General features: G+C 71.7%; 17 protein-coding genes and 1 pseudogene. 9 read left to right on the top strand and 9 right to left on the bottom strand.

Annotated elements, in window-relative coordinates; genetic code table 11:
- Positions 1-225: 225 nt before the first annotated feature.
- Positions 226-1,080 carry a formyltetrahydrofolate deformylase gene (gene purU / locus ACGFIM_RS38235; protein ID WP_393211392.1) on the top strand — a complete coding sequence of 285 codons (855 nt, stop codon included), beginning with the start codon at positions 226-228 and terminating at the stop codon, positions 1,078-1,080.
- A gap of 21 nt (positions 1,081-1,101) precedes the next feature.
- Here the strand turns inward: purU and ACGFIM_RS38230 are convergent, their stop codons facing one another.
- Entirely contained in the window at positions 1,102-3,159 is a 2,058-nt protein-coding gene (locus ACGFIM_RS38230) for a prolyl oligopeptidase family protein (RefSeq protein WP_393211389.1), read from the bottom strand.
- 285 nt (positions 3,160-3,444) lie between these two features.
- Between ACGFIM_RS38230 and ACGFIM_RS38225 the strand changes: the two genes are divergently transcribed.
- Genes ACGFIM_RS38225 through ACGFIM_RS38215 form a run of 3 tightly spaced genes read left to right on the top strand, consistent with a single transcriptional unit; the run spans position 3,445 to position 5,027 of the window.
- Positions 3,445-3,951: an HNH endonuclease gene (locus ACGFIM_RS38225; protein ID WP_393211386.1), complete on the top strand. Its 507-nt coding sequence runs from the start codon at positions 3,445-3,447 to the stop codon at positions 3,949-3,951.
- A gap of 56 nt (positions 3,952-4,007) precedes the next feature.
- On the top strand, positions 4,008-4,805 hold the full coding sequence (locus ACGFIM_RS38220) for a GNAT family N-acetyltransferase (protein WP_393211383.1): 798 nt from the start codon (positions 4,008-4,010) through the stop codon (positions 4,803-4,805).
- An 18-nt stretch (positions 4,806-4,823) separates the two neighbouring features.
- Entirely contained in the window at positions 4,824-5,027 is a 204-nt protein-coding gene (locus ACGFIM_RS38215) for a zinc ribbon domain-containing protein (protein ID WP_393211543.1), read from the top strand.
- A 141-nt stretch (positions 5,028-5,168) separates the two neighbouring features.
- Here the strand turns inward: ACGFIM_RS38215 and ACGFIM_RS38210 are convergent.
- The 4 genes and pseudogenes from ACGFIM_RS38210 to ACGFIM_RS38195 form a co-directional block, all read right to left on the bottom strand.
- A pseudogene (locus ACGFIM_RS38210) lies at positions 5,169-5,615 on the bottom strand (serine hydrolase); the annotation flags it as partial.
- An 879-nt stretch (positions 5,616-6,494) separates the two neighbouring features.
- A complete protein-coding gene (locus tag ACGFIM_RS38205) occupies positions 6,495-6,995 on the bottom strand; it encodes a WYL domain-containing protein (protein ID WP_393211380.1) in 501 nt (166 codons plus the stop codon).
- Positions 6,996-7,603: 608 nt separating this feature from the next.
- Entirely contained in the window at positions 7,604-9,442 is a 1,839-nt protein-coding gene (gene ilvD, locus ACGFIM_RS38200) for a dihydroxy-acid dehydratase (protein ID WP_393211377.1), read from the bottom strand.
- Between the two features lie 195 nt (positions 9,443-9,637).
- A complete protein-coding gene (locus ACGFIM_RS38195) occupies positions 9,638-10,468 on the bottom strand; it encodes a nuclease-related domain-containing protein (protein ID WP_393211374.1) in 831 nt (276 codons plus the stop codon).
- Positions 10,469-10,608: 140 nt separating this feature from the next.
- On the opposite strand from ACGFIM_RS38195, the gene ACGFIM_RS38190 reads away from it, so the two are divergent.
- From ACGFIM_RS38190 to ACGFIM_RS38180, 3 genes are read left to right on the top strand one after another with little or no spacing between them, the layout of a single operon-like run.
- Entirely contained in the window at positions 10,609-12,015 is a 1,407-nt protein-coding gene (locus tag ACGFIM_RS38190; RefSeq protein ID WP_393211372.1) for an amidase, read from the top strand.
- Positions 12,016-12,067: 52 nt separating this feature from the next.
- Complete coding sequence (locus ACGFIM_RS38185; protein ID WP_393211369.1) at positions 12,068-12,358, top strand: hypothetical protein; 291 nt, start codon at positions 12,068-12,070, stop codon at positions 12,356-12,358.
- A 7-nt stretch (positions 12,359-12,365) separates the two neighbouring features.
- Complete coding sequence (locus tag ACGFIM_RS38180; RefSeq protein WP_393211367.1) at positions 12,366-12,728, top strand: DUF5130 family protein; 363 nt, start codon at positions 12,366-12,368, stop codon at positions 12,726-12,728.
- Between the two features lie 79 nt (positions 12,729-12,807).
- On the opposite strand, the gene ACGFIM_RS38175 is transcribed toward ACGFIM_RS38180, so the two are convergent.
- The 3 genes from ACGFIM_RS38175 to pepN form a co-directional block, all read right to left on the bottom strand.
- Positions 12,808-13,758, bottom strand: a complete 951-nt coding sequence (locus ACGFIM_RS38175) for a hypothetical protein (RefSeq protein ID WP_393211364.1) — start codon at positions 13,756-13,758, stop codon at positions 12,808-12,810.
- Between the two features lie 271 nt (positions 13,759-14,029).
- Positions 14,030-15,349 (bottom strand): protein kinase, encoded by a 1,320-nt coding sequence (locus tag ACGFIM_RS38170; RefSeq protein WP_393211361.1) that lies wholly within the window; start codon positions 15,347-15,349, stop codon positions 14,030-14,032.
- A 94-nt stretch (positions 15,350-15,443) separates the two neighbouring features.
- Positions 15,444-18,008 (bottom strand): aminopeptidase N, encoded by a 2,565-nt coding sequence (gene pepN / locus ACGFIM_RS38165; RefSeq protein WP_393211358.1) that lies wholly within the window; start codon positions 18,006-18,008, stop codon positions 15,444-15,446.
- Positions 18,009-18,097: 89 nt separating this feature from the next.
- Between pepN and ACGFIM_RS38160 the strand changes: the two genes are divergently transcribed.
- The gene (locus tag ACGFIM_RS38160; protein ID WP_393211355.1) at positions 18,098-18,718 is read left to right on the top strand and encodes a disulfide bond formation protein DsbA; all 621 of its coding nucleotides are present in this window, start codon (positions 18,098-18,100) and stop codon (positions 18,716-18,718) included.
- Positions 18,719-18,818: 100 nt separating this feature from the next.
- Positions 18,819-20,222 carry an aldehyde dehydrogenase family protein gene (locus ACGFIM_RS38155; protein WP_393211353.1) on the top strand — a complete coding sequence of 468 codons (1,404 nt, stop codon included), beginning with the start codon at positions 18,819-18,821 and terminating at the stop codon, positions 20,220-20,222.
- 213 nt (positions 20,223-20,435) lie between these two features.
- Here ACGFIM_RS38155 and ACGFIM_RS38150 read toward each other — a convergent pair whose 3' ends face one another.
- The gene (locus tag ACGFIM_RS38150; RefSeq protein WP_393211351.1) at positions 20,436-21,167 is read right to left on the bottom strand and encodes an SDR family oxidoreductase; all 732 of its coding nucleotides are present in this window, start codon (positions 21,165-21,167) and stop codon (positions 20,436-20,438) included.
- Between the last annotated feature and the right edge of the window lie 7 nt (positions 21,168-21,174).

Raw genomic sequence — 21,174 nt, 5'->3', positions numbered from 1 at the left:
CTCCATCTCCGCCCCGCCAGCCCGCGACGAGGCAATTCACGCCACCTACCGTATCGGTACCGGTTTCAACCGACTTAACTACCCTGGAAGAAAGACAACGGCACCACTGCCTCAGGGCTTCCCGGGTACCCTCGACGATGACCGCCCAGCCGTTATGACGCGTGTTGTGACAGGTGTCGTGACGCTCAGGGCGGCCCACCGCTTCGAGCCCGCGAGAGTGAACGCATGACCAGCCCCGCCGAATACATCCTGACGCTGTCCTGTCCCGACCGGCCAGGTGTCGTGGCCGCCGTCTCCGGCCTGCTCGCCGGACACGGTTGCAACATCATCGAGAGCCAGCAGTTCGGCGACAGGGTGGGGCAGCGCTTCTTCATGCGCGTGCAGTTCTCGTCGCCGCTGGGCGAGGACGAGCTCAACGCCGCGTTCGCCGCGCTCGCGCCCGACTTCGCGATGGAGTTCGCGGTCCGCGACGTGGCCAGGAAGCCGCGCGTGATGATCATGGTGAGCAAGTTCGGCCACTGCCTCAACGACCTGCTCTACCGGGTGCGGACGGGGACGCTCGGCATCGAGATCGTCGCCGTCGTCTCCAACCACCCCGACCTGCGGCCGCTCACCCAGTCGTACGGCATCGACTACCACCACCTGCCGGTCACCCCCGAGACCAAGCCCAAGCAGGAGGCCGAGGTGCTGGCGCTGATCGAGCACTACCAGGTCGATCTGGTGGTGCTGGCCCGCTACATGCAGGTGCTGTCGGAGGAGCTCTGCGAGAAGCTGGCCGGGCGGGCCATCAACATCCACCACTCGTTCCTGCCGTCGTTCAAAGGCGCCAAGCCCTACCACCAGGCCCACGCCCGCGGCGTCAAGCTCATCGGCGCGACCGCCCACTACGTGACCGCCGACCTCGACGAGGGCCCGATCATCGAGCAGGAGGTGGTCAGGGTCAACCACAGCCACTCGCCCGAGGACCTGGTGGCGATGGGGCGCGACGTCGAGTGCCTGACGCTGGCCAGGGCGGTCAAGTGGCACGCCGAGCAGCGGGTGCTGCTCGACGGCCACAAGACGATCGTCTTCCCGCGCTAGGTACGGCTGGACGGGCGTTTCCTAGAGCCCGGTGTGCCGGGCGAGGAACGTCAGCGTGTCAGCCCACAGATCGGCCGACCTGCTGACCGCGCGCGCACCGTGACCCACCTCGGCCTCGTTGCGCAGCAGCACCGGCTTGCCCGAGGACGAGGCGTGCTGCAGCGCCGCGCACATCTTCCAGGCGTGCAGCGGGTGAACCCGCGTGTCGGACTGGAAGACCGTGAACAGCGTCGCCGGATACGCCACCCCCTCCTTGACGTGGTGGTAGGGGGAGTAACCCCACAGCCACTGGAACTGCTCCGGGTCGTCGGCCGAGCCGTACTCGACGTTCCAGGTGGCGCCGAGGCCGAACTTCTCGTACCTGATCATGTCGAGCAGTGGCGCCGAGCAGACCACGGCCGCATACAGCTCGGGACGCTGCGTCAGCGCCGCCCCCACCAGCAGGCCGCCGTTGGAGCCGCCGGAGATGCCGAGCTGCTCCCGCGTGGTCACGCCGGTGGCGATGAGGTGCTCGGCGGCGGCGTGGAAGTCGTCGAACACGTTCTGCTTGTCGGCCAGCATGCCCGCGCGGTGCCACTCCTCGCCCTCTTCGCCGCCGCCGCGCAGGTTGGCGATGGCGTAGACGCCGCCGGCCTCCACCCAGGCCAGGATCGAGGCGGAGTAGCCGGGGGTCATCGACAGGCCGAAGCCGCCGTAGCCGTACAGGATGGTGGGCCGCGGGCCGGACGCCTCGCCCGCCGGCGAGATGATCAGCATGCGGACGTCGGTGCCGTCCTTCGAGCGGTAGACCACCTGCTCCGTGCGGACCGGCGGCACCTCCACCACGCCCGGCGAGGCCGCCCACAGCGTGGTCTCGCCCGTCCGCGCGTCGTAGCGCTGCACGGTGGGCGGGGTGGTGTTGTCGGTGTAGCCGAACCACGCCTCGTAGCCGCCCTCGGGACGCTCGGCGATGCCGCCGATCGTGCCGAGCCCCGGCGTCGGCACCTCGCCGATGCGCTCGCCGGTCGCCAGGTCGTGCACGGTGATCTCGCTGATCGCGTGGCGGGTCCAGCCCACCAGCATGACCGGGCGCTCCAGGTCGTCAAGGATCGCGAAGTCGGACAGCACCGCCTCGGGGTCCTCGGGGATCAGGTCGCGCCAGCTCTCGTAGCCCGGCTCGGACGGGTCGGTGACGCACACCCGGCCCCGCCGCGCGTCGCGGTCGGTGTAGATGTACAGCCTGCCGTCGCGGCCGAACACCAGCCCGGTCTGCGCGTCCACGCCCTCCTGCACGACCCGCAGCTCGGGCCGGTCGATCGGCGATGCGGTCAGGTCGGCGACCCACAGGTCGTTGCGCGGCGCGGTGCCCTCGGACGCCGAGATCTGCAGCCAGCGGCCGTCGCGGGAGACCGAGACGCCGTAGTAGTTGGTCATCTTCAGGCCCTGCCCGAAGATCATCACGTCGTCCTCGGTGGAGGTGCCCACGCGGTGCAGGTAGACGCGGCGGTGGAACTGCCGCTCGTCCTCCGGCACCTCGGTCTCGGGCAGCCGGCGCACGTAGTAGAACGCCTCGCCGCCCGGCAGCCAGGCCACGGGGGAGTAGCGGCAGCGGTCGATCGGGCCCTCCACGCGCTCGCCCGTGGCGACGTCCATGACGTACAGGACCGACTCCTCGTCGCCGCCCACCGAGAGCTGGTAGGCGAGCAGCCGCCCCTCCTTGTCGGGCTGCACCGCGTCGAGCGTGGTCAGCCCCGACGGATCGATCGCCGTCGGGTCGATCAGGGCGCGCTCGGTGCCGTCCGGCTCGACCACGTAGTAGACGGCGTGCTCCTTGTCCGGCGTACGCCGGGAGAAGAAGTAGCGATCGCCGCGCCAGGCCGGCACCCCCACCGAGCCCGACTTGAGCAGCTCGGCGATGCGGTCCTTGAAGCGCTGCTCGCCCCGCTCCCTGGCGTACAGCTCGGCCTGCGCGTTCAGCCACTCCTTGGTCTCGGGGCCGTCCGGGTCCTCGAGCCAGCGGTACGGGTCGGGGACAGGGGTTCCGTGCAGGATGTCGACGGTGTCTTCGCGGCGTGCGCTCGGGTACGGCTCTCGCGTCATGGACCGAACCCTACTGCCAACGGGCATGCGTAAAGTGCTGGTCGAGCGGGCATAAAACGTACCGTGAGTCCCACTGGTCATTCCAGGGTGAGATTTTTTGGGGTGGCGGGGACCGCGGTGCAAACGCCAAACTGGGTGACAGGACGGTGCCGTGGTGACCACCCGTCGGGCCGTCCGGCGGAGGTCCACTGTGACGGAAGCACGAGTGCCCCAGGAGGGGTCGATAGCCGGGACATGCCGCGGCATGTCCCCCTTGATACGCGCGCAGTACGGAAAGGCCCGATAATGCGCCAGGTCCTGCTGCTCAACGCCACCTACGAGCCCTTGACCACCTTGTCGCTGCACCGGGCGATCGTCCTGGTGCTGCGGGACAAGGCCGAGGTCGTCCACCGCGACGGCCGCGGCGCGGTGCTGCGCTCCGCGAGCCGCACGCTCGACGTGCCCTCGGTGATCAGGCTCCGCAGATATGTCCGCATCCCCTACCGTTCCCGCATTCCGCTGACCAGGGCCGCCCTCATGCGGCGCGACGACTACCGCTGCGCCTACTGCGGGCAGAAGGCCGAGACGATAGACCACGTGATCCCCCGGTCGCGCGGCGGCACCCACACGTGGGAGAACTGCGTCGCCTCGTGCACCACGTGCAACCACAGGAAGGCCGACAAGTACCTGGAGGAGCTGGGGTGGACGCTGCGCGTGCGCCCCGCGGTGCCGAGGGGCGCCCACTGGCGGCTCATCGGCGCCTCCACCATCGGCGACCCGCAATGGGCGCCGTACTTGGAAGCCGCCGCATGAAGTCCGGCACAACACCACATTGAGGGTGAGGGCCGCGCCTGACAGCATGGTCAGGCATGTGGACCTTCACCTCGGACGTCGAGGAGTACGCCGCGGTCGCCGAGCCGTTCCTGCTCGGCGACCCGGTCCGCAACACCGTCGCGCTCACGGTGCTGGCCGCTCTGCGCGCGGGCATGCCCGCCAAGAGCGCCCGCTTCGGCTGGTGGACGGTCGGCGGTGAGGTGCGCGGCGCGGTCTTCCACACGCCGCCGCACCCCGCCGGGCTCTTCGCGGTGCCCGTCGAGGCGGTCGCCCCGCTGGTGGCCGGGTTCGGCGGCGACCTGCCCACGGCCGTCGGCCCGCTGGAGGTGACCGCCGAGGTCACCCGGCTCCTCGGCGCGCCCAAGCGGGTGGTTTCCGAGCGGCTCTACCGCCTCGGCACGCTCACCGCGCCCGACGTCGCCGGCCGGGGCCGTCCCTGTGTGCCCGGCGACTTCCCGCTGCTCGTGAGCTGGTATCACGCCTTCGGCGAAGAGGTCGGCATGGGCGAGGGCGACGAGGTCGAACGGGTCGCCAGGCGGCTGGCCGGCAGGGAGCTGTTCGTGTGGGAGGCCGGCGGCGCCCCCGTCGCCATGGCCGCGCTCTCGCCCGCCTGCGGCGGGGTGTGCCGCATCGGGCCCGTCTACACGCCGCCGTCACGCCGCAGACGCGGCTACGGGGCCGCCGTCACGGCGTACGCCAGCCGTACGGGGCGGGACGAGCGCGGGGCCGAGGTCGTGCTCTTCGCCGACCTCGGCAACCCCACCAGCAACGCCATCTACCAGGCCATCGGCTACGAACCGGTCGGCGACTACGCCCATGTCACGTACGCCTGACGCGGTTACCATGGCTGCATGCCGCGTTACGACTTCAGATGCCGCGCCTGCGGCTCCACCTTCGAGGTGTCCCGTCCGATGTCGGCCTCCGACGCCCCGGCCGTCTGCCCTGAGGGCCACGACGACACGGTGAAGCTGCTGTCCACGGTCGCGATGACCGGCAGCGCCGCCGCGCCCCGAGCGGGCGGCGGCTGCTGCGGTGGCGGCTGCTGCGCCTCCTAGCCGACCACCGTCGTCCTCCGGCCGGGCGCCGTGGTGGTCTGCCGACCGGCCCGTGGCGGCGGCGACCGCCATCCTCGCCATCCGCTCGACCGTCGCGACGCCCGCCTCCATGGTGGGGCTGCGCTCCGACAGCACGGCGATGACGAGGTCGTGACCGGCGACGATCACCCGGCCCACGCTGTTGACCGTCCACAGGCCGCCGTGCTGCTCGGCGGGCAGCCAGCCGTTCTTGAGCGCCACCTGGCCGCCCGCCGCCGCCGCGCTGACGCCCCACGCCTGTGACGGCTCCACCGACGACATCAGCTCCATCGCGTAGCGACGCGCCCGGTCGGCCAGCGGCCCCCCGGGCACCAGCAGCCGCTCCAGCACCTCCACCTGGTCCGGCGCCCGGCTGCGGGTATAGCCCACCTCCGTGGCCGCGCCCGGTTCGACGTGCCGCACGCCCAGCCTGCGCAGCGTGCGCGCCAGGCCGTGCGCGCCGCCGACCTCCGCGTACAGCTCGCGGGCGCAGTGGTTGTCGCTCCGCCGGATCATCTGCGAGACCAGGCGCCGCTCGTACGCGCTGAGCGGCCGCTGCCCCGCCCGCATCAGGAACGCCAGCAGCACGTCCACCTTGGCCACGCTGGCCAGCAGGAACGAGGCGCGCTCCCGGAAGGCGTAACGTCTGCCCGTGGTGCGGTCGTGGACGGCCAGCGCCGCCCGGCCCGGACGCCCGCGCAGATAGCGGTCAAGCCGCCGGTCGAGGCTCCGCCACACGTCGGCGGGCGGCGCGCTCTCGGCCCCCTCCGGCGCCTGCTGGACGGCGCGGCTCGGGGGCGGCGCCGCCTCCTTGGTCCCGGCACCGCCGGGGAGAGCGAGCAGCAGAGCGGCGAACAGCGACAGCTCCCGTACGCGCATGTGCGGGAGCCTGCCAGCCGCCACCCCAACGGCCGGGACACCGCAGGTCAAACGCCGGCCAGAACTCGCGCAGCCCCAGGCGGAACAGGCTCTGCACCCGGCCGATTCGGGACCCACACTCATCTGGCTCGGACCCTACGCCCGGCCGGACTGGGAACTCCGCTGGTTCGGGTTCTGTGCCCGGCCGGCTTGGGAGTCGTGCTCGGTCTGGTTCGGGTTCTGTGCTCGGCCGGCTTGGGAGTCGTGCTCGGTCTGGTTCGGGCTCTGCGCCCTACCGGACTGGGAGCCGCACTCTGCTCGGGTGAGGGCTCCGCATGGTCGGCTCGGGCACTGCACTCGGCGTGCTTCGGTCCCTCCACCCGACCGGTTCGGGAGCCGCGCGCGGTCGGGGAGGGTTGTGCGTGGTCGGCTGGGACTCTGCGCCGGGGGTGCTTCGGTCCCTCCGCCTGGCCGGTTCGGGAGCCGCGGTCGGCGGGGCAGAGTTGTGCATGGACGGCTGGGGCTCTGCGCTCGGAGGGGCGGGCGCAGCACCCGGACAGGGTCGGGCGCTGCGCTCGGGGTGGTCGCGCGTTACGCGGCGTTGGAGGCGCGCCGCTTGCGGCGCTGGAACGGCAGGAAGCGGTCGGCGAGGTGGGGCCTGGACGGTGTCAGCGTCGGCTCGACCGCGATGATCCGGTCGAACCTGAACGCCCTGATCGCCCGGCGCATCCTGCACACACCGACCAGGTACCAGTATTCGCGGTGCACCAGGCACGTCACCGGCTCCACGTCACGGACGGTGACGTGGCCGGAGGCGTCGCGGTAGTGGAGCCGGACGTTGAGCCGGCTGGTGATGGCGTCGGCCATGAGCCTGGCCCGCGCGGCGACGTCGACGGGCAGCGGCTCGGTGAGGGTCGTGAGCGTGGTGGCGATGACGTCGTCGTCGAGGTCGAGGTGCTGGAAGGCGTGCTGCAGGCCACGCCGTGCGGTGACGGCCTGCGGCCCCGCGCCGAGGTGGGCGAGGGAAAGGGCGAGGGCGGCGATCTCGGCGGTCGTCAGCGGACGGGAATCGTGCTTCACGACTGTCGTCATACCCTCACAATAGAGATGGCCACCGACAGTTTTCGAAAGTCTGTCCGGAAGGACAGCCCCGTGGCGGAGCATCCCCGCCCTCCACGTGGAGCATCCCCGCCCTTCACAACACCACCGCGCCGTTGCGTCTCCACCGCGGCACCCAGCCGTCGGACCGCCGCCCCGCTCCGGCCTGTGTCTCCACTGTGCCGTCGCGCTCGCCCTGGGCGGGTCTCCGTTGCGCCGTTCTCTGTGCCGGGCGAGCCGATGGAGGTGTTGCGCGCCGCCGCCGTCGAGCTGCGCGAGCTCGCGTGTCGCATTCTGCCGACGCTGGTGGTCGCATTCTGCCGACGCTGGTGGCCGACCCAGCCCAGGGGCACAGCAGGACGGTGGACCGGGAGGTGATGGTCGGCAGGCGGGGCGGGTGGTCGTTTCTGCCGGAGGTGCAGCGGGGCGGTGGATGGAAAGGCGATGGGCGCTGGTCGCCGTTCCTGCCGGAGGCGATGGTCGGTCTCGTGGCCGTTGCCCGGCGGGGCGGGCGGGATGAGGGTGGGCGGGGTGATTCGCTGCGTATGCGCGTACGCGGAAGAGCCCTCGCCGCACTTCGGCGAGGGCTCTTCAGGCGGAGGTCAGCGGGCGAGCTGGGAGAGGTCGCGGGAGGCGCCCGTGGAGGCGGACGTCGTCATCGCCGCGTACGCCTGCAGCGCCGCGCTCACCGGCCGGTTGCGGTCGCGCGGACGGTAGCCGCCCAGGTCGGCCAGCAGCCGCTCGCGCCGCCGCGCCAGCTCGTCGTCGGAGACGCGCAGCTCCAGGGTCCGGTTGGGGATGTCGATGTCGATGATGTCGCCGTCCTCGATCAGGGCGATCGCCCCGCCCTCGGCCGCCTCGGGGGAGGCGTGGCCGATGGACAGGCCGGAGGTGCCGCCGGAGAAGCGCCCGTCGGTGATCAGCGCGCACGCCTTGCCCAGGCCCTTGCCCTTGAGGAAGGACGTCGGGTAGAGCATCTCCTGCATGCCGGGGCCGCCCTTGGGGCCTTCGTACCGGACGATGACCACGTCGCCGGCCTTGACCCGGCCGCCGAGGATGCCGTCGACGGCCTGCTCCTGCGACTCGAAGACCACGGCGGGGCCGCTGAACTTCCAGATCGACTCGTCCACGCCGGCGGTCTTCACCACGGCGCCGTCGCGGGCGATGTTGCCGTACAGGACGGCGAGGCCGCCGTCGGCGGTGTAGGCGTGCTCGATGTCGCGGATGCAGCCGTTCTCGCGGTCGAGGTCGAGGGTGTCCCAGCGGTTGTCCTGGGAGTACGCCTTGACGGTGCGGACGTTGCCGGGCGCGGCGTGCCACAGCTCGACGGCCTCGGGCTTGACGGAGGGCGAGCGGACGTCCCAGGCGGCCAGCACGTCGCCGAGGGTGCCGCCGGCGACGGTGTGCACGTCGCGGTGGATCAGCCCGGCCCGGTCGAGCTCGCCCAGGATGGCGGGGATGCCGCCGGCGCGGTGGACGTCCTCGACGTGGTACTTCGCGGTGGCGGGGGCGACCTTGCACAGGCACGGCACCCGCAGCGAAAGCTCGTTGATCTCCTTGAGCCCGAAGTCGACCTGCGCCTCGCGGGCGGCGGCCAGCAGGTGGAGGATCGTGTTGGTCGAGCCGCCCATGGCGACGTCGAGGGCCATCGCGTTCTCGAACGCCTCGCGGGTGGCGATGGAGCGCGGCAGCACCGACTCGTCGCCGTCTTCGTAGTAGCGGCGGGTGATCTCGACGAGCTTCCTGCCGGCGTCCTCGAAGAGCTGCTTGCGGGCCTTGTGGGTGGCCAGGATGGTGCCGTTGCCGGGCAGTGCCAGGCCGATGGCCTCGGTCAGGCAGTTCATGGAGTTGGCGGTGAACATGCCGGAGCACGAGCCGCAGGTCGGGCAGGCGTTCTCCTCCATCTGCAGCAGCTCGGCGTCGGAGACCGAGTCGTCGGCGGAGGCGATCATGGGGTCGATCAGGTCGAGCTTCCTGCCGGGCGTCTTGCCGGCCTCCATGGGGCCACCCGAGACGAAGATCGTCGGGATGTTCAGCCGGAATGCCGCGAGCAGCATGCCCGGCGTGATCTTGTCACAGTTGGAGACACAGATCAGCGCGTCGGCACAGTGGGCGTTGACCATGTATTCAACGGCGTCGGCGATCAGCTCGCGCGACGGCAGCGAGTAGAGCATGCCGCCGTGGCCCATGGCGATGCCGTCGTCGACCGCGATCGTGTTGAACTCGCGGGGGATCGCCCCGGCCGCCCTGATCGCCGCGGACACCACATCGCCCACCTCGCGCAGATGCACATGACCAGGGACGAACTGCGTGAAACTATTGGCCACCGCGATGATGGGCTTGCCGAAATCGCTCCCGGCTACGCCGGTCGCCCGGAGCAGGGCCCGGGCACCGGCCATGTTCCTGCCGTGGGTGACTGTACGTGACCTGAGGGCGGGCATTGGCGCTTCTCCCATCGCTTAGTGAGTCTTCACATGGTACGACCACCGCCCGGTAAATGAGACGACTGTCCAGACGCCGGACAGCCGTTACCCGATCGTGCCCTGCGGACCGGCGGACACCGCCGAAGACGGGCAGAAAAGCGGCCGCCCGCCTCGGAGCGCGAGGCGGGCGGCCGGCGACGTCGGAAAGGCGGGTCAGTCCTCGCCGTAGCGTGGGGGCAGCACCTGCGCGGCGATCTCGTAGATGCGGTCGATCTCGGCGGCGGTCAGCGCCCGCTCGCGCTTGGTGATCCACTTGCGGGCCCGGTGGCCCTCGTAGACGTCCACGTCGCGAATGGTCATGATCTTCCACGGGACCGCGGGGCCGTAGATGGCCAGCGACGGCACGACCGAGATCTCATGGCCGAGCTTCTCGCTGATCAGCTTGCTGGCCTCGGACGCCTCCCACTTGGCCTCGGAGAGCCGGTCCTTCATGTCGAAGGGGCCGTGGAAGAGCTTCTTGCCCATCTGCACGCGTACGGGCAGACGGCGATCCCACTTCTCGGAGTCGACCGCGTAGACGCCCGTGGGACCCACCACCAGATGGTCGATCTGCGCCTCGCTGCCCGGAATCGCGCGGGCGTGCAGGGTGCGGTAGCCGTTGCGTTCGAGCCTGCGCAGCTGCGCTTCGGTGCGTCGCTCGGCCACCGACGTGCGCCGCCACGCGGGCACGGACGAGTTGGACCGCGAGCGGTAGATCGCCTCCGCGATGGCCGCGATGACGCCGGCGGTCACGCCGATCCGCCAGTCGCGCACGAGGAAGCCCACCACGACGGCGACGGCCACGCCCAGCAGGACGCGGTTGCGCAGGCGGCGGACCCGTGGCTGCTGCAGGAGGTCGAGCACGGACGCGCGCTCGACCGGCGCGTACGTGGAAGTGGGCGCCGAAGGCTTCGCAGCGGAGGTCTGCTCGCTGCTCTCTGGCCGGTCGCTCACCCAGATGGGCGAGGTGTTGTGACCGTCTTCACGCTGGTTGTCGGAGTCCACGCAACTCACCGTAGCCCGGGGTTTCGATCGATTCCTAGTGTTGCCGCGTCCATAGTTTTATGGCCCGGCTCATCGTGTTCCACGCAGGTTTTCGGGGTATGTCTTCTGTTCTTCTCTAGAGATGCCCGAGGGGCCCGAACGTGCCTGAACTCCACGAGCTCTCCGCGCTCGATCAAGCCCGCTCCATCCGTTCGCGTGACATCTCGCCCGTCGAGCTCACGCGCCACTACCTCGACCGGATCGAACGCATCGACCCGGACATCGGAGCGTACGTGACCGTGACCGGCGAACAGGCGCTCGACCAGGCACGACGCCTGGAGCGTGCGCTGCCCGACGGACCGCTGGCCGGAGTGCCCGTCCCGGTGAAAGATCTTAACCTGGTGAAGGGCGTGCCGATCGGTTTCGGCTCGGCCACCTACCGTGACTTCGTGGCGCCCGTGGACGACACCGTCGTCGTACGCCTGCGCGAGGCCGGCACGATCATGCTCGGCAAGACCGCCACCCCCGAGTTCGGCCTGCCCTGCTACACCGAGACCGCCGTCGGGCCGCCCGCCCGCTCCCCGTGGGACCCGCGCACGTCGGCGGGCGGCTCCAGCGGGGGAGCGGCCGCGGCCGTGGCCGCCGGGCTCGCCCCCGTCGCGCAGGGCAGCGACGGCGCCGGCTCGATCCGCATCCCCGCCTCCGTCTGCGGCCTGTACGGCATCAAACCCACGCGCGGCCGCATCAGCTTCGCCCCGATCGTCCCCGACCTGGCCGGGCTGTCCACCAACGGCCCCATCGCGAGGACCGTCGCCGACGCCGCCGCCCTGCTCGACGTCATGGCGCACAACGTGCCCGGCGACCTCTACCTGGCGCCGCCGCACGAGGGGACGTTCCTGGAGTGCGCGGGCCGCGACCCCGGGCGGCTGCGCATCGCCCGCTACGCCGATCCCGTCGTGCCGGATGCGGAGGTCCATCCCGAGGTGCTGCTCGCGTACGAGGAGGCCGCGAAGACCCTCGCCGGCCTCGGCCATGACGTCGTCGACATCCCCCGGCCCTTCGGCTCCGATCTGGTGCCCGCGTTCGTCACCCTCTGGTACGCCTTCGCCTGCATGCACCCCGTTGCGGAGGAGAGCGAGCATCTGCTGCGGCCGCTCACCCGCCGGCTGCGCGAGCGCGGCCAGGCCATCAGCGCGCCGGACTTCCTCCAGGCGCAGGCCCGGCTCCAGCTCGCCACCCGAGCCGCCCTGGAGCTCACGAACGCCTACGACGCCGTCCTCACGCCGACCGTCACCCAGCCGCCGCGCCCCGTCGGCTGGTTCGAGGACGTGGACGACCCGGAGGAGACGTTCGAGCGAATGAAACGCTTCGCCGCCTTCCCCGCCATCTGCAACGTCACCGGCCAGCCCGCCGTGAACCTCCCGCTCCACTGGAGCGCCGACGGGCTGCCCATCGGCGTCATGCTGGCCGGCCGGGTCGGCGGCGAGGGCCTGCTGATCTCCCTGTCGGCCCAGGTCGAGGCGGCCAGGGGCGGCTTCTGGGGCGACCGGCGGCCACCGATCTGGTGAGACACCCGCGCCGGGTCTGGCCGGACTCAACGGCGCGGTTTACGGTCTTGACATGAACAGCGCGGCAGAGATCCTGCTCTTCCTCATCGGGGTGTCCCTGGGGCTGTTCGTCCTGATCAGCCTGCTCGTCCTGCTGTCCGGACGCGGCGGGCCCCGCCCCGGCGGCTCCGGCCCGATCTGGCTGGGCGGCCCGGAAAGGAGCGAACGGGGAGTGAGCACCTCCGGCGTGGTGCTGGCCGACCGGGTGCCGCAGTGGGCCGAGACGCCCGAGCACGACTGGCGCGCACTCGCCGAGACCGCGGAGCCGAGCGGCCGCGTCGGCGGCGCCTCGGCGGGCTGGTGAGGCGGCGATGCGGGGGCTGACCGCCGCGCAGGCGGACGACATCAGGCAGGCGCTGCACGCCGCCGAGCGCCGCAGCGGCCTGCGCTTCGGTCTCTACCTGGGTGAACCCGTCGGCGCGCGCCGCCACTTCGCCGAACGCCTGCACGCCGCGCTCGGCCCCGAGGCCCCGGATGCCGTGGTCATCTTCGTCGACCCGGCGGGGCGCGGCCTGGAGATCGTCACCGGCGAGAACGCCAGGCGGCGGCTCAGCGACGCCGCCTGCCGCCTCGTCGCGATGTCGATGGCCACCGCGTTCAGCGTGGGCGACATCGCCGGCGGCCTGCTGTACGGCATCGCCGCCCTGGCCGAGCAGGCCACCGCCCGCCGCTGACGCGCCGGGGGCCGCCGCGAACCGCGGGCGCCGGACGGGTCCTCATCGGGCGGCCGGAAGCGCGGCGAGGAGAGGGACGTCAGAGGCGTTCGAGGAGGGTGACGATGTGCTTGCTGACGCCCTCGAGCAGCGTCGAGGGCGCGATCGGCGCGTCCGCGATCGCCGAGAACAGCGACGGCAGCCCCGGCAGCGGGAATCCGTCGTCCTTCAGCGCCGCCGCGCCCACGGCGTTCTTGTCCAGCGTGGCCCGGCTGCGCTCCCAGGCGTCCAGCACCTCCTCGGGTGACGGCACCCCGAACCCGTGGCCCACCGGCGCCGCGTGGCGCAGCCGTACGAGCGGGGTCTCGGCGAAGGCCAGCGCCGTACGGGCCCGCGTCTCCAGGCCGGCGCGCGCCTCGGGGTCGATCCAATCCATCGCCGTGCAGGGGTTGCGGCAGGTGGCCACGCACACCGCCAGCGCCCCCGCCACCTGGCTGTGCTGCCGGTCGAAGTACGCCCGCCACCCCTCGGCGGGCTCCACCGACACGCGCAGCGTACGGTTCGTGGCGGACTGCTCGGACTTGGTGTGATCGCACTCCCGATCCCCGATCACCCCGAATCTGCTCCCGACCGCGCTCAGCCCCTCCGGCCACTTCGCCGGGTCCCCGGCGTGGCCGAGCTGCGGCTCGAACGCCAGCAGCGGCAGGTACTCGCTGGCGATGTGCACGGCCGCGATCATCGGGCTGAGCTCGCGCCGGTCCCACCGGGCCGCGATGACCTCGAGCAGCAGCCCGTACGCGGGCCGCAGCGACTCCAGGGCACCGCGCGGCTGCTGGCGCGGGGTCTGCGGCATGTGGCACGCGCGGGCCTGCCGCCGCAGGTCGGCGGGCACCGCACGGGCCTCGGCCGCGAAGTCCTCGGCGTCGAGCGAGAGCAACCGCTGCCCGAACTCGCACACGTCCGCGATCTCCACGTCGGGCACGAGCGCGCCGAGATCGGCGAAGGCGTAACGGCGGGCGAGGGCGATGAGCAGGTCACGAGTCGAGTCCACCTGACGACTTTCTCACGATCGGCCGACGATTACGGACATGGACTCCTCACACACTATTCACCCCGGCATGCACCCCGGCGCCGCACAGCCGGAAGGGCGGGACCGGACGAATTCACCCCCGCGCCGCACAGCAGGCAGGGCGGTGCCGGACGAAAGGCGCAACCTCCGCCGGATCTCGCCCCAGGAGCAACAAGCACCGTGGCCCCGCCGGGGAAGCAGCGGGCCCGCCCCGCCGGGTCACGGGGCAGGCGCCGCTCTCAGCGGAAGGAGGTCAGGGGCACGGGGCGCGGATGCACTGGATCTTGCCCGGCGGCCTGCCGGCCGACGGCTCCGAGGTGGGCTCCTCCGGCCCCGGCGTCAGCGTCGGCTGCTCCTCCGAGGGCTCCGGCTCGGGCTCCGGCTCCGCGGGCGTGGAGGGCTGCGACGTCGGCGTACGGATCGGGGTGGTGGGCTCCACGCTCGGCCGCGTGGCGGTGGGCGAGGCCGGCTCCGTGGTGGTGGACGTCGTCGTCGCCTTGGGCGTGGGCGAGCGCTTGACCGCCTGAGTCGTGGGCCGCCTGGAGGGTGCGGCCGTCGGCGTGGGCGGCTCGATGCCGTCGGGCGTGCCGAAGAAGGTGGGCGGCGAGACGGTCGCGCCGCCGCTGGTCGGCTCGGCGGGATGCCACCACACCCATCCGGCCATGACGGCGGTCACGAGCACGGCGACGGCCATGGTGACCCCGGCCCGCAGCGCCTTGCCGCGCCGCCGCGGCGCGGGCAGCTCGCGGGGCGCGCTGAGCGCCCTGCGCGCCGCCTCGGCCATCTGCGGCGCGGACTGCCAGCGCGCCTCGGGCGACTTCTCCAGCGCCCTGGCGACGACCTGGCGCGGCCCCGGCGGCACGCTGTCGGGCAGCCGCGGCACGGGCGCGTTGAGGTGCTTGAAGATGATCTGTACGGGGGTGTCGCCCTGGAAGGGCAGCTGCCCGCTCAGGCACTCGTACGCCACCACGCCGAGCGCGTAGATGTCGACGGCGGGCGTGACGTCGCTGGCGGTGGCCATCTCGGGCGCGCAGTAGCCGGCCGAGCAGAGCATGGTGCCGGTGGCGGTGAGGTTGCCCGCCGATGCCGAGTGGGCGATGCCGAAGTCGGTGAGCACGACACCGCCGCCGGCCCTGACCATGAGGTTGGCCGGTTTGACGTCGCGGTGGACGATGCCCTGGGCGTGGGCGGCGGCGAGCGCGTCGGCGACCTCCGCGACCAGCCGCATGGTGGCCTCGACGCCGAGCGGCCCGCGCCGCAGCACGCGGTCGAGCGACTCGCCCTCGACGTACGCCATCACCAGGAAGCTGACCCGCCGGCCGTCGATCTCGCAGACGCCGTAGTCGTAGACGTCGACGACGCCGGGGTGGCGCAGGGTGGCCATGGCCCTGGCCTCGTTCTGGAAGCGCTGGATGAAGGTCGGGTCCTCGCTGAGGGCCGGCATCAGCACCTTGACCGCGACCGTGCGGCCGAGCACGGTGTCGTCGGCACGCCAGACCTCGCCCATGCCGCCTCCGCCGAGGCGGTCGCCGAGTACGTAGCGGTCGTTGAGGGAGGTCCCCGGGCCTAGCACTGTTCGAGGCTAACATCGCCGCCGCGGCGACACCGCCAACTCGCGGTAGCCGGTAGGTCACCGAGACCTACCGGCTACGGCGATGAGACCCGGTTCAGGCCGAGGCGGCGTCCTTCTCCCGGTTGCGCAGGGCCCGGCTGACGCCGTCGGCGCCCTCCAGGACGAGCCGGCGCAGCGCCTGCGGCGGCTGGGCGTCGTCGATGAAGCGCTGGGCGGCCTCGACCGTGGCCGGCTCGATGAGCAGCGCGGGGAAGCAGCCCGTGGCGAACGTCGAGGCCTGGTCGAACGTCCACTCCTTGTAGATGCGCCCGACCTCGGCGAAGTACTTCTCCCGGTACGGCGCGAGCAGCTCCACGTGGTGCGGGTCCTGGAAGCCCGCGATGGTGGCCCTGGCGATGTGGTTGGCCAGCGTGCCGCTCACGATGCGCTCCCACGCCGCCGCCTTGGCCTCGGCGGTCGGGATGGCGGCCCGGCAGGTGGCGGCCGAGCGCTCGCCGGTGGCGGTGGGGTCGCGGCGCAGCTCGGCCTCGATGTCGGACTCGCCGCGCCGGCCGCCGGAGACCAGCGCCTGCAGCAGCGTCCAGCGCAGGTCGGTGTCGACGGCCAGGCCCTCGGGCACCGAGGTGCCGTCGAGAATGTCCTGGATCATGTCGAGGTCGGCGGGCGAGGTGGCGACGGCGGCGAACGCCTGCACGAACGCGAGCTGGTGGTCCGAGCCGGGCTCGGCGGCGGCGATCAGCTTGCGCAGCTCGGATGCCAGCAGCGCCAGGCCCTCCGCGCGCCAGGCCGGGTCGGCGTACTGCTGCACGGCCTGGCGGGCCTGGCGCAGCACCGCCTGCAGGACCGTGATGTCGCCGACCGTGGCGGCGCCGGAGACGACGAGCCTGACGTAGTCGCGGGTGGACATCTCGCCGTCGCGGGTCATGTCCCAGGCCGCCGACCAGCACAGGGCGCGCGGCAGCGACTCGGTGAACTTCGCGATGCCGCCGTCCACCAGCGTGCGCAGGGAGCGCTCGTCGAGGCGGATCTTGGCGTACGTCAGGTCGTCGTCGTTGAGCAGCACCAGGTCGGGCTGCTCGGCGCCGACCAGCTCGGCCACCTTCGTACGCGCGCCGACCACGTCGAGCTCGACCCGCTTGGTCCTGGTCAGCTTGCCGTCGGCCAGCGAGTACAGGCCGATCGCGATGCGGTGCGAGCGCAGCGTCGGGTAGTCGGCGGGGGCCTCCTGCAGCACCTCGAACGAGGTGAAGCGGCCGTCGGACACCTCGAACTCCGGCCGCAGCGTGTTGACCCAGGAGGTCTCCAGCCACTCCTTCGACCAGGCCGACAGGTCGCGCCCGGAGGTGCGCTCCAGGGCGTCGAGCAGGTCCTTCAGCTCGGTGTTGCCCCAGGCGTGCTGGGCGAAGTAGTCGCGCACGCCGGCCAGGAAGTTGTCCAGCCCCACGTACGCGACGAGCTGCTTGAGCACGGAGGCGCCCTTGGCGTACGTGATGCCGTCGAAGTTGACCTCGACCGCCTGCATGTCGGGGATGTCGGCGGAGATGGGGTGGGTGGAGGGGAGCTGGTCCTGGCGGTAGGCCCAGGCCTTCTCCACGTTCGCGAACGTCGTCCACGCGCCGCCGCCCCACCGGGTGGCCTCGGCCTGGGCGAGCACCGACATGTAGGTGGCGAACGACTCGTTGAGCCACAGGTCGTCCCACCAGCGCATGGTGACGAGGTCGCCGAACCACATGTGGGCCATCTCGTGCAGGATCGTCTCGGCCCGCCGCTCGACCAGGGCGTCGGTGACGCGGGAGCGGAAGACGTAGTCCTCCAGGAACGTCACGCAGCCCGCGTTCTCCATCGCGCCCGCGTTGAACTCGGGCACGAAGAGCTGGTCGTACTTGCCGAACGGGTAGCGCACGCCGAAGACGCGGTGGAAGAAGTCGAAGCCCTGCCGGGTGATCTCGAGGATGTTGTCGGCGTCGAGGTGCTCGGCCAGTGAGGCGCGGCAGTAGACGCCGAGCGGGATGCCGTCGTGCTCGGAGGTCACCTTGTGGTACGGCCCGGCCACCAGTGCGGTGATGTAGGTGGAGATGACCGGGGTGGGCGGGAACTCCCATCGCTTGGCCGCCCGCGCCGTGCCGTGCCTGCCCTTGTGCTCGGGCAGGTCGGTCACCGTCTCGACGGCCGCGTTGGAGACGACCTCCCAGTCGGCGGGGGCCACCACGGTGAGCTTGAAGGCCGCCTTGAGGTCGGGCTGGTCGAAGCACGCGTACATGCGGTGCGCGTCGGCCGTCTCGAACTGGCTGTGCAGGTAGACCTTCTGGTCCACCGGGTCGACGAAGCGGTGGAGCCCTTCGCCGGTACGCATGTAGGTGCAGTCGGCGTCGATGACCAGCTCGTTGCTCTCGGCCAGCGACGGCAGCGGGAAGCGCCCGCGCTCGGCGTCGTAGGCCGACACGTCGAGGTCCTCGCCGTTGAGCGTGACCCGCTTGACGTCGGCGCCGTGCAGGTCGATGAAGGTGGACGCCCCAGGAGCGGTGCTGGTGAAGCGGACCTTCGTGACGCTCTCGAAGCGCTCGTCTCCCTCGGTCAGGTCGAGCGCCACGTCGTACGACTCGACCGCCAGCAGCCGGGCGCGCTCGCGAGCCTCGTCCCGGGTCAGGTTGCCTGCCAACTTGTGCTCCTTCTCACCACTTCGTCGGGGTTGTCGGTATCCTGCCACGCCGGGAATAGGACCCGAACCACCTCAGGTTACGGGCTGACATGACTGAGAAGATTCCCGTGGACCTCTGGTTCGACCCTGCGTGTCCGTTCGCATGGATCACCTCGCGGTGGCTGCTCGAGGTCGAGAAGGTCCGGCCGATCGAGCCGCGCTGGCGGCAGATGTCGCTGTACTTCCTCAACGAGGAGAAGGACGTCCCCGCCGACTACCTCGAGCGCGCCGCGAAGGGCATGGGCTCCGTACGGGTCATCGCAGCCGCCGCCGCCAAGCACGGCGAGGAGTACATCGGGCGGCTCTACACCGCCATCGGCACCCGGCTGCACAACCAGGGCCTCGGCAAGGAGCCCGAGCGGCTGCGCGAGGTCATCGAGGACTCCCTCGAGGAGGTCGGCCTCGACCGCTCGCTCGCCGACGAGATGCGCTCGGAGGAGTGGGACCCGGCCATCCGCGCCTCCCACGAGGAGGGCATCGGCCTGGTCGGTGAGGAGGTCGGCACCCCGATCATCCGCGTCGGCCAGAACGCGTTCTTCGGCCCGGTCATCACGAAGATCCTGCGCGGTGAGGACGCGGGCAAGCTCTGGGACGGCGTCCTCCAGGTCACCCAGTACGACGACTTCTTCGAGCTGAAGCGCACCCGGACCAAGCGTCCGCAGTTCGACTGACACCTCAGGAGAAGAAAAGTCGGTCGCGGTGTTAAGGGGCTTATCCCCGATAATGGATGAGCCCTCGCGTCCAGGGCCCGGTCGCTGTCAGTATGGGTTCATGCGTCAGCTGTACATCGACGGCTCCTGGACCGCATCGGCTTCCGCCGAGCCCATCGAGGTCGTGAACCCGGCCACCGAAGACGTCATCGACCACGTGCCCGCCGGCACCCCCGACGACGTCGAGTCGGCCGTGGCCGCAGCGCGGCGCGCCTTCCCGGCCTGGGCGCGCACGAGCCCCGCCGAGCGGGGCAGGCTGCTCGCCGAGGCGGCGGAGCTGCTGAGACAGCGATCGCACGACATGGCCAAGACGATCGCCACCGACATGGGCGCGCCGCTGGGCTTCGCGCTCAAGGTCCAGACGCTCATGCCTGCGAGCGTCCTCGCCTTCTACGCCGAGCTGGCCGAGAGCCACGAGCGCGAGACGCGCACCGGCAACTCGCTGGTGGTCAAGGAGCCCGCCGGCGTCGTCGCGGCCATCACGCCGTGGAACTACCCCCTGCACCAGATCGTGTGCAAGGTCGCGCCCGCGCTGGCCGCCGGCTGCACGGTGGTGCTCAAGCCGAGCGAGGTGGCGCCGCTCGCCGCGTACGCGCTGACCGAGATCTTCGACGAGGTGGGCCTGCCGCCCGGCGTGTTCAACCTCGTCAGCGGCCGCGGGCCCGTCGTCGGCGAGGCCATGGCCACCCACCCCGACGTCGACATGGTCTCCTTCACCGGCTCCACCGCCGCCGGCCGCAGGGTGGCCTCGCTGGCCGCCGAGACCGTCAAGCGGGTGGCGCTCGAGCTCGGCGGCAAGTCCGCCAACGTCATCCTGCCCGACGCCGACCTGCCGCTCGCGGTCAAGGCCGGCGTGGCCAACTGCTTCGTCAACGCCGGGCAGACCTGCTCGGCCTGGAGCCGCATGCTCGTCCAGCGCGACCAGTACGACGAGGCCGTGCGCCTGGCCGTCGAGCACGCCCGCGCCTACCGCGTCGGCGACCCCTTCGACGAGTCCACCAAGATCGGCCCGCTGGTCTCGGCCGCCCAGCGCGACCGCGTCATCCGCTACATCATCCGCGGCCAGGAGGAGGGCGCCCGGCTGGTGGCCGGCGGCACCGAGCGGCCGCACGAGCGCGGCTACTACGTCGAGCCCACGGTCTTCGCGGCCGTGGAACCGGGCATGGCGATCGAGCAGGAGGAGATCTTCGGCCCGGTGCTGTCGCTCATCCCGTACTTCGACGAGGACGACGCCGTCAAGATCGCCAACGGCACCCGCTACGGCCTGGCCGGAGCCGTCTGGGCGGGCACTCAGGAGCGCGCCCTCGAGGTCGCCGGCCGCCTGCGCACCGGCCAGGTGTCGATCAACGGCGGCCGCTTCAACCCGATGGCGCCCTTCGGCGGCTACAAGCAGTCGGGCCTCGGCCGCGAGCTGGGCGAGCAGGGCCTGGAGGAGTTCCTCGAAACCAAGGCCCTCCACCTCTGACCGCCCCACGCCCCGGCCGTCCCCACCCCCGCTCGCTTCTCCACCCGCCTAGCGGTCGTTTCTTCAGTGGCTCTGCCCCTCCGAGCGGCGCTGCGTCCTCCCCAAGCGGGTGGCGTGCCTCTGGGCGGAACTGCGCGCGCCCCTACGCCTCCCGACGCGCCGCGAGGTGGGGTGAACCGTCGCGCGGGGCGGCGCTGAGGCGTCGCGAAAGGGTCAGACGAGGAGACCGCCTGTGGCCAGGATGTTCTGGCCGGTCACCCAGCGCCCGTCGGGGCCGGCCAGGAACGCCACCACCGCCGCGATGTCGTCGGGCCGGCCCAGCCGCCCCAACGCGGTCATGGCGGGCATGCGCTCCAGCGCCTCGGGCGGGTTGGCCCCGCGCAGCATGTCGGTGTCGGTGGCGCCGGAGGAGACCGCGTTGACCGTGATGCCGCGCCCGCCGAGCTCGCGCGCGGCCACCTTGGCGAACTGCTCGATCGCCGCCTTGCTGGCGCAGTAGAGGGCCAGGGTGGGCGCGGGTACGTGGGTGTTGAGCGAGGAGACGTTGATGATCCGCCCGTTGTCGCGCATCACCCGGCCCGCCCACTGGATGGCCAGGAAGACCGCCTTGGTGTTGACCGCGAACACCCGGTCGTAATCTTCGCTGGTGACCGCGTCGATGGGCTTTTGCGCCTCGGCGGTGGCGGCGTTGTTGACCAGGATGTCGAGGCCGGGCAGCCGCGCCTCCGCCGCGGCGAACAGCCGCCGCAGGTCCTCCTCGTCGCCCACGTCGGCGCGTACGGCGTGCGCTCCCGTCTCCTTGGCGACCTGCTCGGCCGCCTCGTCGGAGCTGCGGTAGCAGAAGACGACCTCGGCGCCGTCGGCGGCCAGGCGCTCGACGATCGCCTTACCGATGCCCCTGGCGCCGCCGGTGACCAGCGCGCCCTTTCCGGAAAGTACGCTCATGCCGCCC

The sequence above is a fragment of the Nonomuraea sp. NPDC049309 genome, from assembly GCF_043196965.1.
Taxonomy (GTDB): Bacteria; Actinomycetota; Actinomycetes; order Streptosporangiales; family Streptosporangiaceae; genus Nonomuraea; species Nonomuraea fastidiosa.
This window is presented reverse-complemented; position numbering and strand designations above follow the sequence as displayed.